Here is a 15,621-nt window from a genome sequence, read left to right on the forward strand (position 1 = left end):
CCCCAGGTCAACCCCTCGGAGCGCGGCGGGCGTTCAGTTCGCGTGCGCCGTCTGGTGCGCGGCCTGCCGGGCCGCCAGCGCCGCGTTGAAACGGGTCAGCAGGGCGCAGAACGTGTCCCGCTCCTCCTCGCTCCACCCGTCCGTCACCTGCGACATCAACTCCCGCCGCGAATCACGGACCTCGTCAAGACGGGCCTGGCCGCGCGGCGACAGCTGGAGTACGACCGCCCGGCCGTCCTCCGGGTGCGAGGTCCGCTTCACCAGTCCAGTGTCCACCAGCGGCGCGACCTGCCGGGTCACCGTGGACGAGTCGATCCCCATCCCGGCGGCCAGCGCCTTGACGCCCATCGGACCTTCCAGATCCAGCCGGTTCAGCAGCAGATAGGCCGCCCGGTCCATGGAGTTGCGCACCTGGCCCACCCCGCCGAGACGGGTCTGCTCGGCCCGGCGGGCGAATACGGCCACCTGATGCTGAAGGGTGTCGAGAACGTGGTCGGGACCCGGGTTTTCCGGGGCAGCGCCCCCGGAAGGAGACGAGGCAGTCGTCATGTCCTGAGGGGGCATGGCCGGGGGCTCTCTTCGTGCGGTGTCGGATGGGTGGGGGACAGAGTACGCGGCCCCGGGGCAACGCGTACCAGTGCTGCACAAACCTGCGGACATCGGCGCAGGACGGCCCCGCAAGCGGCGGCCGGGACCCCTGCGAGCTGCAAGACTTACGGTATGAACTTCGCGTCGCCCGGCAGCTTCCCCTCCGTGATCCTCGATGACGTACGGGGGGCGCAGAAGATGCTCTCCGGGGTCGCCAAGGTCACTCCGCTCGAAGGAAGCCGCCATCTCTCGGGCCTCGTGGGCGCGCCCGTGCTCTTCAAGTGCGAGAACCTCCAGCGGACCGGTTCGTTCAAACTGCGGGGCGCCTACGTACGCATCTCGGGACTCACCCCGGTCGAACGCGCCGCGGGGGTCGTGGCCGCGAGCGCCGGGAACCATGCGCAGGGTGTCGCCCTCGCGTCTGCGCTCCTCGGCGTACGCGCCACGGTCTTCATGCCCGTCGGGGCGCCGCTGCCGAAGGTCGCCGCCACCCGCGAGTACGGGGCCCGGGTGCGGCTGCACGGCACCGTCGTGGACGAGACCCTGGCCGCCGCGCAGGAGTACGCGCGCGAGACCGGCGCGGTGTTCATCCACCCCTTCGACCACGCCGACATCATCGCCGGGCAGGGCACCGTCGGCCTGGAGATCCTGGAGCAGTGCCCCGAGGTCCGGACGATCGTCGTCGGCATGGGCGGCGGCGGGCTCGCGGCCGGTATCGCGGTCGCGGTCAAGGCCGTCCGGCCCGACGTGCGCATCGTCGGCGTGCAGGCGGCCGGTGCCGCGTGCTACCCGCCGTCCCTGGCGGCCGACCGCCCCGTCTCCATCGGGATGCTCCAGACCATGGCGGACGGCATCAAGGTCGGGCGCCCCGGCGACGTGCCGTTCGCCCTGGTCAGGGACCTGGTGGACGAGGTGCGTACGGTCTCCGAGGACGAGCTGTCCAGCGCCCTGCTGCTCTGCCTGGAGCGGGCCAAGATGGTGGTCGAACCCGCCGGGGCGAGCCCGGTCGCCGCGCTCCTGAGCGACCCGAAGGCGTTCCACGGCCCGGTGGTGGCCCTGCTCTCCGGCGGCAACGTGGACCCGCTGTTGATGCAGCGCATCCTCACCCACGGCATGGCGGCGGCCGGCCGCTACCTCAGCCTGCGGCTGCGGCTCACCGACCGGCCCGGCGCGCTGGCCGCCATGCTCGGCGTCCTCTCGGTCGCCGACGCCAACGTGCTGGACGTCAGCCACGCCCGTACGGACCCGCGCCTCGGCCTCACCGAGGCGGAGGTGGAACTGCACCTGGAGACCAAGGGGCCGGAGCACTGCGACGACGTGAAGGCGGCGCTGCGGGACGCGGGCTATTTGGTGATGGGCTGACAGGTATGCCCCTGCTTGTGTGTTCATCGGGCACGGCGCCCCCGGCAAACCTAGGATCTGGGGTCTGAGAGGTAGCCACCCGAACGCACTGGGGGAATCCCATATGCCAGGCGCCATCTACGCCGAAGGGCTCGTCAAGACCTTCGGTGATGTACGAGCACTCGGCGGTGTCGACCTCGACGTGCCGGAAGGCACCGTGCTCGGACTCCTCGGCCCCAACGGGGCCGGCAAGACGACCGCCGTCCGGGTCCTGACGACGCTGCTCAGGCCGGACAGCGGCCGCGCCTTCGTGGCGGGGATCGACGTCCTGAAGAACCCCAACGAGGTGCGGCGCTCGATCGGGCTCTCCGGCCAGTTCGCCGCCGTGGACGAATATCTGACCGGCCGCGAGAACCTGCGCATGGTCGGCCAGCTCTACCAGATGAGCGGACGCGCGGCGAAGGTCCGGGCGGGCGAGCTGCTCGACCGCTTCAACCTGGCCGACGCGGCGGACCGCCCCGCCAAGACGTACTCCGGAGGCATGCGGCGCCGCCTCGACCTGGCGGCGGCGCTCGTCGTGTCGCCGCCGGTCATGTTCATGGACGAGCCGACGACCGGGCTCGACCCGCGCAACCGCCAGCAGCTCTGGGAGGTCATCGAGGAGCTGGTCGCCGGGGGGACGACCCTGCTGCTGACCACGCAGTATCTGGAGGAGGCGGACCACCTCGCCCACGACATCTGCGTGATCGACCACGGACGCGTCATCGCGCGCGGCACCTCCGACCAACTCAAGGCCCGCATCGGCGGCGAGCGCGTCGAGGTCGTCGTGCACGACCCCGAGCAGATCGAGCCCGCGCGCACCGTCCTCACCCGCCTCGGCGAGGGCGAGACCACCGTGCTGCCGAACATGCGCAAGCTGACCGTCCCGGTCGACGGCGGCGCCAAGCTCCTCGCCGAGGTCATCCGCGACCTCGACGCCCAGGGCGTGGAGATCGACGACATCGGGCTGCGCCGCCCCACCCTGGACGACGTGTTCATCTCCCTCACCGGCCACGCGGCCGAGCAGGAGAAGAACGAAGCCGGGAATTCCGGAACGGAGACGGAGAAATGAGCGCCCTCAGCGAAGCCCGTACCGCCGCCCCACGCCCGGGCGGCGGCATCGGCCAGTCGGTCCGCGACTCCCTGGTCATCGGCAAGCGGAACCTGATCCGGATGACCCGGATCCCCGAGATGATCCTGTTCGGGATCATCCAGCCGGTCATGTTCGTGGTGCTCTTCACGTACGTGTTCGGCGGCTCCATCGCCATTCCGGGCGCGGGCGTCAGCGCCAATGCGTACAAGGAATTCCTGATGGCGGGCATCTTCGCGCAGACCGTCACCTTCGCCACGGCGGGCGCCGGCGCGGGCATCGCGGAGGACATGCACAAAGGCCTCATCGACCGGTTCAGGTCGCTGCCGATGGCCCGGGGCGCGGTGCTGACCGGGCGGACGCTGGCCGACCTGGTGCAGACCGCCGTCACGCTCGTCGTCCTCGGGGGCGTCGCGCTGCTCGTCGGCTGGCGCACCCACGAGAACATCGGCAAGGTCCTCGGCGGCTTCGGCCTGCTGCTCCTGCTCGGCTACGCGTTCACCTGGATCGGCGCGCTGATCGGCCTCACCGTCCGCACCCCGGAGGCGGCCACCTCGGGCGGCCTGATCTGGCTGTTCCCGCTGACGTTCATCTCGAACGCCTTCGTACCGGTCAACGGCATGCCGACCTTCTTGCAGTACGTCGCCGAGTGGAACCCGTTCAGCGCGACGGTGGCGGCGGCCCGCGAACTGTTCGGCAACACCATCGCGGGCGTCCCGAAGTCGGTGACCGGCGCCTGGCCGATGGAGCACCCCGTCTGGGCCTCGCTGATCTGGTCGGTGCTGATCATCGTGGTCTTCCGGACCCTGGCCGTACGCAAGTACCGCTCGGTCGCCGTCTGAGAGTCGCCGTCCGGGCCCCGGACACGGAAGAGCCCCGGCCGCGTGGTGCGGCCGGGGCTCTCCCACGTGCGGATCAGCCGGTGTACGGCTTCGCCGACAGGATCTTCACCGTGGCGGTCTTGCCGTTCGGCAGCTCGTAGTCGGCGTTGTCGCCGGTCTTCTTGCCGTTCACGCCCACGCCGAGCGGCGACTGCGGGGAGTACGTCTCGATGTCCGCGCTCGCGTACTCACGGGAGGCCAGAAGGAAGGTCATGGTGTCGTCCTCGTCGCCGTCGAAGGCGATCGTCACGACCATGCCGGGCTCGACCACGCCGTCGTCGGCCGGTGCCTCGCCGACCTTCGCGTGTTCGAGGAGCTGGGTCAGCTGGCGCACCCGGAGCTCCATCTTGCCCTGCTCCTCCTTGGCCGCGTGGTACCCGCCGTTCTCGCGCAGGTCCCCCTCCTCACGGGCCGCCGCGATCTTGACGGCGATCTCCGTGCGCGCGGGACCAGACAGGTACTCCAGCTCGGCCTTGAGCTGGTTGTACGCCTCCTGCGTGAGCCAGGTGACGTTTTCGCTGGTCTGGGTCACAGGGTGCTCCTCGTCGGTACTGGGAATACAAAGCAACGCCCTACCCGCAAGCATGCGCTGCTACGGGTGGGCGAAACCACGAGCCTAACAATTCACCGGGAAAAGGGGGAGAAGGTAAAAGTCCCGACCGCGGAAACCGCAGGTCAGGGCCGGTCAAATGGGGTTACGACGGGCGTGCTGCGGTCAACGCGACGCCCCGCCGTCCTCCGTGCAGCCCAGCAGCTCGACGGCGGTCGCCCGGGACGTGGTCCGCAGGGTCAGGATCCGGTCGATCCGGTCGCTGTCGTCGTCGAAGCGGAAGTCCTTGCGGGCGACCTCCGTGCCGTTCTCGCTGAGCGAGCGGAGGGTGCAGTAGCCCCGGTCGTCCCGGCCCTTGCGGACCTCCAGGTGCACCTCGACGCGTTCGTCCGAGGTGACCTTGAACTTGATCATCTCGGCGCTGAGGCCCTTGCCGCCCACGTAGTCGTAGCCGATCCAGCCGACCACGCCCAGCAGGGCGGCGCCGAGCACCGCGCCGATGATCTTGAGCTTGCGGTCCGCGCGCTGGTCGGCGGAGCGGCCGTAGCGGTTCTCGGGAAGCGCCTCGCGCACCGCCGTCATGATCGTTCCTCCCGTGCCGGGGATCGAGGAATTTTCCACCCCCCGGTTCAGTCACTATAGAAGCCGCCCACCCGTCACCCGACCGCCGTCCCGAGACCGGCGTCCCTGCGGGACGGCACCTTTGATGGCGACCAATGACTGAGGATCGAGTCTTGACTGAGCAGCTTCGACTGATGGCCGTACACGCTCACCCCGACGACGAGTCGAGCAAGGGCGCGGCCACCATGGCCAAGTATGTGTCCGAGGGGGTGGACGTGCTGGTCGTGACCTGCACGGGAGGCGAGCGCGGCTCCATCCTCAACCCGAAACTCCAGGGCGACGCGTACATCGAGGAGAACATCCACGAGGTGCGCCGCAAGGAGATGGACGAGGCCCGGGAGATCCTGGGCGTGAAGCAGGAGTGGCTCGGCTTCGTGGACTCGGGCCTGCCCGAGGGCGACCCGCTGCCCCCGCTCCCCGAGGGCTGCTTCGCCCTGGAGGACGAGACCGTCGCCGCCGGCCGCCTCGTCGCGAAGATCCGCGCGTTCCGGCCGCAGGTCATCACCACGTACGACGAGAACGGGGGCTACCCGCACCCCGACCACATCATGACCCACACCATCTCGATGATCGCCTTCGAGGGCGCGGCGGACACCGAGAAGTTCCCCGAGGCGGACTTCGGCCCCGCCTGGGCGCCGCAGAAGCTCTACTACAACCAGGGCTTCAACCGGCCGCGCACCGTCGCCCTGCACGAGGCGCTGCTCGCGCGCGGCATGGAGTCGCCCTACGGGGAGTGGCTGGAGCGGTGGAAGGAGTTCGGGCGCCCCGAGCGCACCCTGACCACGCACGTTCCTTGCGCGGACTTCTACGAGATCCGTGACAAGGCGCTGATCGCGCACGCCACGCAGATCGATCCCGACGGCGGCTGGTTCCGCGTCCCGATGGACATCCAGCGGGAGGTCTGGCCGACCGAGGAGTACGAGCTGGCGAAGTCTCTGGTCGATACCTCCCTCCCCGAGAGCGACCTCTTCGCGGGCATCCGCGACAATGCCTGATATGTACGCGACTCAGGCACTGACGAACCTCGTCCCGCTCGCCGAGGAACTCGACAAGAACAAGGTGACCCCCGGGGTCCTCGGCTTCATCGTCTTCGCGGCGCTCGCCGTGGGCGTGTGGGCGCTCATGAAGTCGATGAACCGGCACATGGGGCGGGTGAACTTCGAGGAGCGGCCGGACCCGGCGGCCGAGGAGTCGGCCGAGCCGGTGTCCGCGAAGCGGAAGTAGGACGGCGGGGCGCCCGGCTGCGCCCCGCCCGCCGTTGACGGCGCGGAGGTCAGACCCTTACGCCCATGATCTCCCGGGTCCGTCGGGACGGCGTCAGGTGCAGTGACCACGCCTGCCAGCCCGTTTCCAGGTCCGCGCCCCGGTCCAGGACCACCCGGTAGGTGTCCGCGCAGTCGTCCACCTTGGGGTCCCTGGCCGGGTGGCCGGACGCGCGGAGCTCGGCCAGCTCCTGCTGGGCGACGACCGTGCCCACCTCGGCGCCGCCCGGCGAGGCGTACGGCAGCAGCGTGCACCGCAGGAAGCGCGCCCAGTCCGCGCCGCGCGCGTCCCCGTACGACTCGAACAGGGCGACCGCCTCGTCGCACAGCCCGAGGGCCTGGGGCGTCCGCTGGTTGCCCGCGTCGATCAGCGCGAGGTCCAGGCAGGTCCACGCCTCGCCGTGGGCGACCCCGATGCGCCGGAAGTCCGCCCGCGCGTCGGCGAGCAGCTGGCGGGCGAACCCGGAATTGCGCAGGTTGCCCGTCTGCGCGGCCCGCTGGTCCCGGGTGACGCGGCCCGAGTGGTGCCGGGCGCAGGCCAGGCCGTAGACATCGCGCATCCGCGAGAACATCGTGCGGGCCCGCTCCAGATGCCGCACGGCCTCCACCGTTTCGCCCGTCTCCTCCAGCGCCTGGCCCAGGTAGTACAGCGTCCACGCCTCGCCGCGCGCGTCCTCGTTGTCGCGGTGCAGGGCCAGGGCAGCGGCCAGCTGCTCGACCGCCGCGCCCGGCTCTCCGTCCAGCAGCCGGGCCCGCGCCAGCTGGGTCGTCGCCCACGCCACACCGCGCTCGTCCCGGGTCCGCCCGTACAGGTCGAGGGCGGCGCGCAGGGCGGTCTCGGCCTCCTCCACCTCGCCCAGGCGCAGCCGGACCTGGCCCGACTGGAACCGGGTCCACGCCTCGCCGTGCAGGGACTCGCCCTCGCGGTGCAGGGTGAGCGCGGTGTCCAGCAGGGTCACCGCCTCGGCCAGATTGCCCCGGTCGCGTTCGACGGCGGCCAGCGCGTGCAGCGACCAGGCCCGGTCCTCGTCCTGCCCGGCGGCGAGCTGGAGCTCCGTCGCCTCGCGGAGCCGGGCCGCCGCCTCGGTCAGGTTGCCCTGGTGGTGCAGCGTGATGCCGAGGGAGCACAGCGCCAGCGCCGTACCGGCGTCGTTCTGCGCCTCCCGGTACAGGCCGACGACGGAGGACAGCGTGGTGCGGGCCTTGTCCAGCTCGCCGAGCTGCCGGGCCGCGATGCCCGTACGCCACCGCACCGAGCGTTCCAGGAGACCCTGGTCGACCGCCTGGGACAGCTCGCTGATCTCACCCAGCCGGTAGAGGTCGCCGCGCAGCAGGCAGTAGTCGCAGAGCGCGCCGAGCAGGGCGAGGACCGCCGCCTGGTCGACGCCCTCCGCGTGGCGCAGGGCGGAGGTGATGAAGCTCGACTCGTCGTCCAGCCAGCGCAGGGCCGCGTCCAGCGAGCTGAAGCCGTGCGAGCCGAACTGACCGGCCCGGGTCGACATCTTGCCGTCCACCATCCGGATCACCGCACCGGCCAGCTCCGCGTAGTTCGCGATCAGCCGCTCCTGCGCGGCGGCGCGCTCCGCAGGCTCCTCCTCGTCCAGCAGCCGGGCCAGGGCGAAGCCGCGTACCAGATCGTGCAGCCGGTAGCGGGAGCCGCGTACGTGGTCGAGCAGCCCGGCCCCGGACAGGGCCGTCAGCAGCCGCCCGGCCTCCTGCTCGTCGGCGGAGAGCAGCGCCGCGGCCGCCGCCGCGCCCAGGCTCGCCCGGCCCGCCAGCGCGAGCCGCCGCAGCAACCGCCTGGCCTGCTCGGACTGGTCGGTGTAGCGCAGCCACAGGGCGCGCTCCACGGGCGGCACCGGGCCGTACGCGGCCAGGTCCGCGGCCAGCACGTCCGCCGTGCGCGCCCCGAGCGCGGAACCGGCGACGCGCAGGGCCAGCGGCAGCCCCCCGCACAGCTCGGTGATCGCCTCGCTCGACGGATGGTCGTACGGACCCGGCTCGGCCTCCTGCGAGACCCCGCGCAGCAGCTCCTCCGCGCCGCCCGGATCGAGGGCTCCGACCTCCAGCCGGTGCACCCACGCGGGCAGTGAATCCGGCAGGTCCAGCGGCTCGCGGGCGGTGACCAGGACCAGGCTGTCGGAGCGCTCCGGGATCAGCGTCGCGACCTGCTCCGCGTCCCGGGCGTCGTCCAGGACGATCGTCACGGCCGTGCCCGTCAGATGCTGGTGGTACAGCTCGCCGAGCCGCCGCACCTGCTGCTCGGCGGAGGCGCTGTCCCGGAACAGCAGCTGCTCGCGGGGCGCGCCCAGCCGGTTCAGCAGATGCAGCAGCGCGTCCCGGGTCGGCAGCGGTGCCTCGCCCTCCGCGTCACCGCGCAGGTCCACCACGCACGCGCCCTTGAACTGGTCCCTCAGCTCGTGCGCCGCCCGCACGGCGAGCGTGGTGCGCCCGGCGCCCGGGGGACCGTGCAGCACGACGACGGTCGGCTTCGTCTCGGTCGACGCGCGGGCCGCGTGCACCCACTGGCCGATACGGGCCAGCTCGCCCCGCCGCCCCGCGAACAGCCCGTCGGCCGCCGGGAGATGGCCGAACGACTGCTCAAGCAGCGACCGCATCCGCGCGGCCGCGCTCCGGTCCCCGCCGCGCAGCGGGGTGCGCGTCTTGGCGGCGGCCTTCTTCGCCGGGGCGCGGGTGGTGGCGGCGAGCATCCGCTGCTGGTCGAGGAACGGGCGTATGCCCCGTACGTCCAGGGCGGCCAGCCATTGCAGCCGCAGCTGCTCCGGGCTCGCGCCCGCCGGGGCGGCCGGCCGGTGCGTGGAGGTGGCCTTGGCGACCGTCGCGGTGGCCCCCGCCACGGCGACGACCGCGCCCGCGCCGAGCGCGAGACCGGACGCCGTGCCGAGCGCCACGTCGGCGCCGAAGGCCGCGGCGGCGGCGACCCCGGTGACCAGCAACGGCGTCGCCATGCTCTCCTTGCTGAAGCGCTGTCCGCCCGCCGAGGCGTCGAGCGCCTGCACATACGCCGCGTACTCCTCCGCCGCGCCCTCCGCGATGGTGTCGAGGGCGGCCCGCGCCCGGGTCAGCAGGACGGACGGGTCCGTCCGTCCGCCGCTGCGCCGTGCCTCTTCCTCCACCGCCCGTACCAACAGCCGTTCCGCGTCGGCCCGGTGGCCGTCCCGCATCAGCATCTGTGTCCCCCTCAGGCTCCGCTGGTCGCGAGGTCCAGTGTCCTGCGTACGACGCGTCTGCGCGAGGGAGGGAAGCGGCCCACCGGCCGGGAACGCCTTGAGGGCGATGGGGCGTTGGGTGAGCGCAACAGGTCCGTGCGGCTGCTCGCCCGCTTGTGGGAGCCGCGCGCCATCGTCCTGGTCCACCTCCGCGACGGCCACGGCACCGGCGGAATGCTGGACCGGGCCAACAAGATCCTCAGCGGCCCGGACAAGCCGCTGGTGGCCGAACTCCGAGCGAGGGCCACCAGGATCACGGCGGCGATGAAGTCCAGCGTGACGTCTCCCTGCCGTGCCACTACGCGCTCTCCAATGCCGCCCGTGAGACGAGCACGTCCGCGAAACCGTGGCAGAACTCGGTGAGCTTGTCGCTCGGAAGGGTACCGGCGGCATGGAGAACGCAGTGCCCGAGGCGCCTTGATGAGCACGAGCCGGCCCGCGTCGACGGTGAGGGCGGTTCCTCGTTGCTTACAGGGCCCCAAGGTCGACTGTGACAGGGAATGGCGCGGTGGCCTTCACGGTGCCGGTGAACACCTCGCCGTCCCTGTAAGCGTTGGCGGCGGGGTCGAGAACGTACGTGTAGATGATCGGGACACCCGCGGCGGCCTGTTCGATGCGCCAGTGGAACGGGATGCCCGCCTTGGCGTACTGGTCGACCTTCACGACCCTGTCCGTGGTTTCCGAACCGGGCGCCACCACCTCAACGACCAGGAGGACATCTTCGGGGCGAGTCGGGGTGAGGTCGATGGTGTCAGCCCGGTACACCGTGACGTCCGGGCGGCGGTTGGTGAGAGGACGTCCTGCAGGCGGACGTCGAAGTCCGTGTCGGCGTTCCAGTCCGCGCCCGCGGCCGCGTCCAGGGCGTTGGCCAGGATGCGGGCCAAGCGGTTGTGCCGCTTGGAGGCGCTCGGGCTCACGACGACCATCCCGTCCACGATCTCGATGCCGGCGCACTGCCCCTCGGACCAGGAGTCGTACTGCTCCGGGCTGATCTGCGTGTGCGTCCACTCGGGCGCCACCATCTCGGCAGTCACGGTGTACGTCCTCCGAGGAGCCGGAACAGTTCCGCCTCAGCACACTGCCCTGTGGTCGAGGAAGGCCGCTTCCGCGAGGTCCCCATGCCGGTGTGGGGCACTGTGAGAGGCTGGCCCGCATGAACCGGTTGGCTGGTGTGACCTCGCCGTATCTGCTTCAGCATGCTGACAATCCGGTCGACTGGTGGCCCTGGTCGCCCGAGGCGTTCGAGGAGGCGCGGCGGCGGGACGTGCCCGTGCTGCTCAGCGTCGGGTACTCGTCCTGTCACTGGTGTCACGTCATGGCGCACGAGTCGTTCGAGGACGAGGCGACCGCCGCGTACATGAACGAGCACTTCGTGTCCGTGAAGGTGGACCGTGAGGAACGGCCCGATGTGGACGCGGTGTACATGGAGGCGGTGCAGGCGGCCACCGGGCAGGGTGGGTGGCCGATGACCGTGTTTCTCACCGCGGACGCGGAGCCGTTCTACTTCGGGACCTACTTCCCGCCCGAGGCCCGGCACGGGATGCCCTCCTTCCGGCAGGTGCTCGAAGGGGTCGGCGCCGCCTGGACCGACCGGCGCGACGAGGTCGGGGAGGTCGCCGGGCGGATCGTGCGGGACCTGTCCGAGAGGAGTCTCGCGCACGGCGGCGACGGGCCGCCCGGGGAGGCGGAGCTCGCGCAGGCGCTGCTCGGGCTGACCCGGGACTACGACGAGAAGCGGGGCGGGTTCGGCGGGGCGCCCAAGTTCCCCCCGTCCATGGCGCTGGAGTTCCTGCTGCGCCACCATGCCCGTACCGGCGCGGACGGCGCCCTTCAGATGGCCGCCGACACCTGCGCGGCGATGGCCCGGGGCGGGATCTACGACCAGCTCGGCGGCGGGTTCGCCCGGTATGCCGTGGACCGGGACTGGGTCGTCCCGCACTTCGAGAAGATGCTCTACGACAACGCGCTGCTCTGCCGCGTGTACGCCCACCTCTGGCGTTCCACCGGGTCCGAGCTCGCCCGGCGGGTGGCCCTGGAGACCGCCGACTTCATGGTGCGCGAGCTGCGGACGCCCGAGGGCGGCTTCGCCTCCGCGCTCGACGCCGACAGCGAGGACGCGCACGGCAAGCACGTCGAGGGCGCGTACTACGTGTGGACGCCGGAGCAGCTGCGCGAGGTGCTGGGCGAGGAGGACGCCGCGTTCGCCGCCGCGCACTTCGGGGTGACCGAGGAGGGCACCTTCGAGGAGGGCTCCTCGGTGCTCCAGCTGCCCGGTGACCTGGACGACCTCCGTGACCCCGACGACCCCCGCGCCGCCGCCGTACGCGCGCGGCTGCTCGCCGCCCGGGAGCAGCGCCCGCGACCCGGGCGCGACGACAAGATCGTCGCCGCCTGGAACGGGCTCGCCATCGCCGCGCTCGCGGAGACCGGTGCCTTCTTCGACCGGCCCGACCTGATCGAGCGGGCCACCGAGGCCGCCGATCTGCTGGTGCGGGTGCACATGGGCCCCGTCGCCCGGCTCGTGCGGACGTCGAAGGACGGGCGGGCCGGTGACCACGCCGGGGTCCTGGAGGACTACGGGGACGTCGCGGAGGGCTTCCTCGCCCTGGCCGGGGTCACCGGCGAGGGGGCCTGGCTGGAGTTCGCCGGATTCCTGCTGGACATCGTGCTCCAGCACTTCCGGGGCGAGGGCGGCCAGCTGTACGACACCGCGGACGACGCCGAGCAGCTGATCCGGCGCCCCCAGGACCCCACCGACAGCGCGACCCCGGCCGGCTGGACGGCCGCCGCCGGGGCGCTCCTCTCGTACGCCGCGCACACCGGCTCCGAGCCGCACCGCACCGCCGCCGAGGAGGCCCTGGGCGTCGTGAAGGCGCTGGGCCCGCGCGCTCCGCGCTTCATCGGATGGGGGCTCGCGGTGGCCGAGGCGCTGCTCGACGGGCCGCGCGAGGTGGCCGTGGCCGGACCGGTCGGCGGGGAGCTGCACCGTACGGCCCTGCTCGGGCGGGCGCCCGGCGCGGTCGTCGCGGCGGGGGAGCCGGGCGGGGCGGAGTTCCCGCTGCTGGCCGAACGGCCGATGGTGGACGGCGCTCCGACCGCGTACGTCTGCCGGCACTTCGTCTGCGACGCCCCGACGACGGACGCGGAGGCGCTGGCCCGCGCGCTCGGCGGGGCCTGAGTCCCGCGCGGGGGCGCCTCCGGGGCGCCCCCGCGTCAACCTCCGCGAAGACGTCAGCTGTGGGTGTAAGCCACCAGCGAGATGCCCACGTAATGCACCACGAACGCGGCCAGCGTCAGCGAGTGGAACACCTCGTGGAAGCCGAACCAGCGCGGTGACGGGTTCGGCCGCTTGAGGCCGTAGATGACGCCGCCCGCGCTGTAGAGCACGCCGCCGACGACCACCAGCACCAGCACCGCGACCCCGCCGGTCCGCATGAAGTCGGGCAGGAAGAAGACGGCCGCCCAGCCCATCGCGATGTAGCACGGCGTGTACAGCCAGCGCGGGGCGCCGACCCAGAAGACCCGGAAGGCTATGCCGGCGAGCGCCGCCGCCCACACCGCCCAGAGCAGCGGGGTGCCCGTGGACTCGGGCAGCAGGAGCAGGGTCAGCGGGGTGTACGTCCCCGCGATGATCAGGAAGATGTTGGCGTGGTCGAGCCTGCGCAGGACGGCCTCGCCGCGCGGCCCCCACGTACCCCGGTGGTAGACCGCGCTCACGCCGAAGAGCAGGCATGCCGTCAGGACGTAGATCCCGCAGGCGATCCGACCCCGGGTGCTGTCCGAGAGCGCGACGAGCACGATGCCCGCGATGACCACGGCGGGGAACATTCCGGCGTGCAGCCAGCCGCGCATCAGAGGCTTCAGCGGGGCGTCGGCGAGCGTGGCCGTGCGGGGGCCGGCGTTGTCGGGTGCGGCAGCGGCAGCAGTCATTCCCGCATCGTACCTACGGGCCCGTAGGTACCGGATATGGGCCGGAGCCGAGTGCTGATGCTCACATGGGCGGCCCTCTGGACATATGGGCGCGGGGGTCGGATGATCAAATGAGTGCGGTCGGCACCGGATGAGCGCCAGGGGAATCGAAGGGGTACACGCATCCGGGTCGAGGCCCCCACGGGGCAGCAGGAGCACCAACCGAATACACCCTCATCAAGGAGCGATCGTGGCGCGCGACATCGCGGCTCCCCTCACTGTTCCCACCAACCACCAGGAGCTGATCTCCTGGGTGGACGAGATCGCAGCACTCACCGAGCCGGACCGGGTGGTCTGGTGCGACGGTTCCGAGGCCGAGTACGAGCGCCTGTGCGGGGAGCTCGTCGCCAAGGGCACCTTCACCAAGCTGGACGAGATCAAGCGCCCGAACTCCTACTACGCGGCCTCCGACCCCAGCGACGTCGCCCGCGTCGAGACCCGTACGTTCATCTGCTCCGAGAAGGAGGAGGACGCCGGTCCGACGAACCACTGGAAGGACCCCGCCGAGATGCGGGAGATCTTCACCGGTGAGCGGGGCGTCTTCCGCGGCTCGATGCGCGGCCGCACGATGTACGTCGTCCCGTTCTGCATGGGCCCGCTCGGTTCCCCGCTGTCCGCGATCGGCGTCGAGATCACCGACTCCGCGTACGTCGCCGTCTCGATGCGCACCATGACGCGCATGGGGCAGCCGGTGCTGGACGAGCTCGGCTCCGACGGCTTCTTCGTGAAGGCCGTCCACACCCTCGGGGCCCCCCTGGCGGAGGGCCAGGAGGACGTTCCGTGGCCCTGCAACGAGACCAAGTACATCTCGCACTTCCCGGAGGACCGCGAGATCTGGTCGTACGGCTCCGGCTACGGCGGCAACGCGCTGCTCGGCAAGAAGTGCTACGCGCTGCGCATCGCCTCCGTCATGGCCCGCGACGAGGGCTGGCTTGCCGAGCACATGCTGATCCTCAAGCTCACGCCGCCGCGCGGTGAGGCGAAGTACGTCGCGGCCGCGTTCCCGAGCGCCTGCGGCAAGACGAACCTGGCCATGCTGGAGCCCACGATCTCCGGCTGGACCGTGGAGACCATCGGCGACGACATCGCGTGGATGCGGTTCGGCGAGGACGGCCGGCTGTACGCGATCAACCCGGAGGCCGGGTTCTTCGGCGTCGCGCCCGGCACCGGCGAGCACACCAACGCCAACGCCATGAAGACGATGTGGGGCAACTCCGTCTTCACCAACGTCGCGCTCACCGACGACGGCGACGTCTGGTGGGAGGGCATGACCGAGGAGCCGCCCGCGCACCTCACGGACTGGAAGGGCAACGACTGGACCCCCGAGTCCGGGACGCCCGCCGCCCACCCCAACGCCCGCTTCACCGTCCCGGCCGGGCAGTGCCCGATCATCGCGCCCGAGTGGGAGGACCCGAAGGGCGTGCCGATCTCGGCCATCCTCTTCGGCGGCCGCCGCGCCTCGGCCGTCCCGCTGGTCACCGAGTCCTTCAACTGGCAGCACGGTGTCTTCCTCGGCGCCAACGTCGCCTCCGAGAAGACCGCCGCAGCCGAGGGCAAGGTCGGCGAGCTGCGCCGCGACCCGTTCGCCATGCTGCCGTTCTGCGGCTACAACATGGGCGACTACATGGGCCACTGGCTCAAGGTCGGCGCGGACAAGCCGGACCAGTCGAAGCTGCCGAAGATCTACTACGTGAACTGGTTCCGCAAGAACGACGCGGGCAAGTTCGTCTGGCCCGGCTTCGGCGAGAACAGCCGCGTCCTGAAGTGGATCGTGGAGCGCCTGGAGGGGAAGGCGGAGGGCGTCGAGACGCCGATCGGCATCCTTCCCGCGAAGGGCTCCATCGACACCGAGGGCCTGGACCTCTCCGAGTCCGACCTCGACTTCCTGCTGAAGGTCGACAAGGAGGTCTGGCGCGAGGAGGCGGCGCTGGTCCCCGAGCACCTCAACACCTTCGGCGAGCACACGCCGAAGGAGCTGTGGGACGAGTACCGCTCCCTGGTCAAGCGCCTGGGCTGAGGTCCCGCGTACGTACGGCGATGGCCCCCGAAG

12 protein-coding genes and 1 pseudogene are annotated in these 15,621 nt (G+C 71.5%); 7 read left to right on the top strand and 6 right to left on the bottom strand.

Annotated features, from left to right (window positions below; genetic code table 11):
• Positions 1–33: 33 nt before the first annotated feature.
• Complete coding sequence (locus OHS17_RS21345; RefSeq protein ID WP_026171246.1) at positions 34–564, bottom strand: MarR family winged helix-turn-helix transcriptional regulator; 531 nt, start codon at positions 562–564, stop codon at positions 34–36.
• Between the two features lie 156 nt (positions 565–720).
• On the opposite strand from OHS17_RS21345, the gene ilvA reads away from it, so the two are divergent.
• The 3 genes from ilvA (at position 721) to OHS17_RS21360 (ending at position 3,900) form a co-directional block, all read left to right on the top strand.
• The gene (ilvA, locus tag OHS17_RS21350) at positions 721–1,950 is read left to right on the top strand and encodes a threonine ammonia-lyase (RefSeq protein WP_330313463.1); all 1,230 of its coding nucleotides are present in this window, start codon (positions 721–723) and stop codon (positions 1,948–1,950) included.
• A 103-nt stretch (positions 1,951–2,053) separates the two neighbouring features.
• On the top strand, positions 2,054–3,040 hold the full coding sequence (locus OHS17_RS21355) for an ATP-binding cassette domain-containing protein (RefSeq protein WP_330313464.1): 987 nt from the start codon (positions 2,054–2,056) through the stop codon (positions 3,038–3,040).
• Positions 3,037–3,900 (top strand): ABC transporter permease, encoded by an 864-nt coding sequence (locus OHS17_RS21360; protein WP_330313465.1) that lies wholly within the window; start codon positions 3,037–3,039, stop codon positions 3,898–3,900. The genes OHS17_RS21355 and OHS17_RS21360 overlap by 4 nt, the downstream gene beginning before the upstream one ends.
• A 73-nt stretch (positions 3,901–3,973) precedes the next feature.
• Here the strand turns inward: OHS17_RS21360 and greA are convergent, their stop codons facing one another.
• Together greA and OHS17_RS21370 are read right to left on the bottom strand one after the other, a co-directional pair.
• On the bottom strand, positions 3,974–4,471 hold the full coding sequence (gene greA / locus OHS17_RS21365; protein WP_018101005.1) for a transcription elongation factor GreA: 498 nt from the start codon (positions 4,469–4,471) through the stop codon (positions 3,974–3,976).
• Positions 4,472–4,654: 183 nt separating this feature from the next.
• Complete coding sequence (locus tag OHS17_RS21370; protein ID WP_161207250.1) at positions 4,655–5,071, bottom strand: DUF4307 domain-containing protein; 417 nt, start codon at positions 5,069–5,071, stop codon at positions 4,655–4,657.
• 152 nt (positions 5,072–5,223) lie between these two features.
• Between OHS17_RS21370 and mca the strand changes: the two genes are divergently transcribed.
• Positions 5,224–6,105 (top strand): mycothiol conjugate amidase Mca, encoded by an 882-nt coding sequence (gene mca, locus OHS17_RS21375; RefSeq protein WP_330313466.1) that lies wholly within the window; start codon positions 5,224–5,226, stop codon positions 6,103–6,105.
• Between the two features lies 1 nt (position 6,106).
• The gene (locus tag OHS17_RS21380; RefSeq protein ID WP_330313467.1) at positions 6,107–6,334 is read left to right on the top strand and encodes a hypothetical protein; all 228 of its coding nucleotides are present in this window, start codon (positions 6,107–6,109) and stop codon (positions 6,332–6,334) included.
• Positions 6,335–6,383: 49 nt separating this feature from the next.
• Here the strand turns inward: OHS17_RS21380 and OHS17_RS21385 are convergent, their stop codons facing one another.
• Both OHS17_RS21385 and OHS17_RS21390 read right to left on the bottom strand, forming a co-directional pair.
• Positions 6,384–9,563, bottom strand: coding sequence for a tetratricopeptide repeat protein (locus OHS17_RS21385; RefSeq protein ID WP_330313468.1), 3,180 nt, complete (start codon positions 9,561–9,563; stop codon positions 6,384–6,386).
• Positions 9,564–10,070: 507 nt separating this feature from the next.
• Positions 10,071–10,636, bottom strand: a pseudogene (locus OHS17_RS21390) (Uma2 family endonuclease).
• A 119-nt stretch (positions 10,637–10,755) separates the two neighbouring features.
• On the opposite strand from OHS17_RS21390, the gene OHS17_RS21395 reads away from it, so the two are divergent.
• The gene (locus OHS17_RS21395; RefSeq protein ID WP_330313469.1) at positions 10,756–12,780 is read left to right on the top strand and encodes a thioredoxin domain-containing protein; all 2,025 of its coding nucleotides are present in this window, start codon (positions 10,756–10,758) and stop codon (positions 12,778–12,780) included.
• A gap of 53 nt (positions 12,781–12,833) precedes the next feature.
• Here the strand turns inward: OHS17_RS21395 and trhA are convergent, their stop codons facing one another.
• Positions 12,834–13,532 carry a PAQR family membrane homeostasis protein TrhA gene (trhA, locus tag OHS17_RS21400; protein WP_330313470.1) on the bottom strand — a complete coding sequence of 233 codons (699 nt, stop codon included), beginning with the start codon at positions 13,530–13,532 and terminating at the stop codon, positions 12,834–12,836.
• Between the two features lie 229 nt (positions 13,533–13,761).
• On the opposite strand from trhA, the gene OHS17_RS21405 reads away from it, so the two are divergent.
• Positions 13,762–15,588: a phosphoenolpyruvate carboxykinase (GTP) gene (locus OHS17_RS21405; protein ID WP_330313471.1), complete on the top strand. Its 1,827-nt coding sequence runs from the start codon at positions 13,762–13,764 to the stop codon at positions 15,586–15,588.
• Positions 15,589–15,621 lie beyond the last annotated feature (33 nt).

It is taken from the genome of Streptomyces sp. NBC_00523 (assembly GCF_036346615.1).
Taxonomy (GTDB): Bacteria; Actinomycetota; Actinomycetes; order Streptomycetales; family Streptomycetaceae; genus Streptomyces.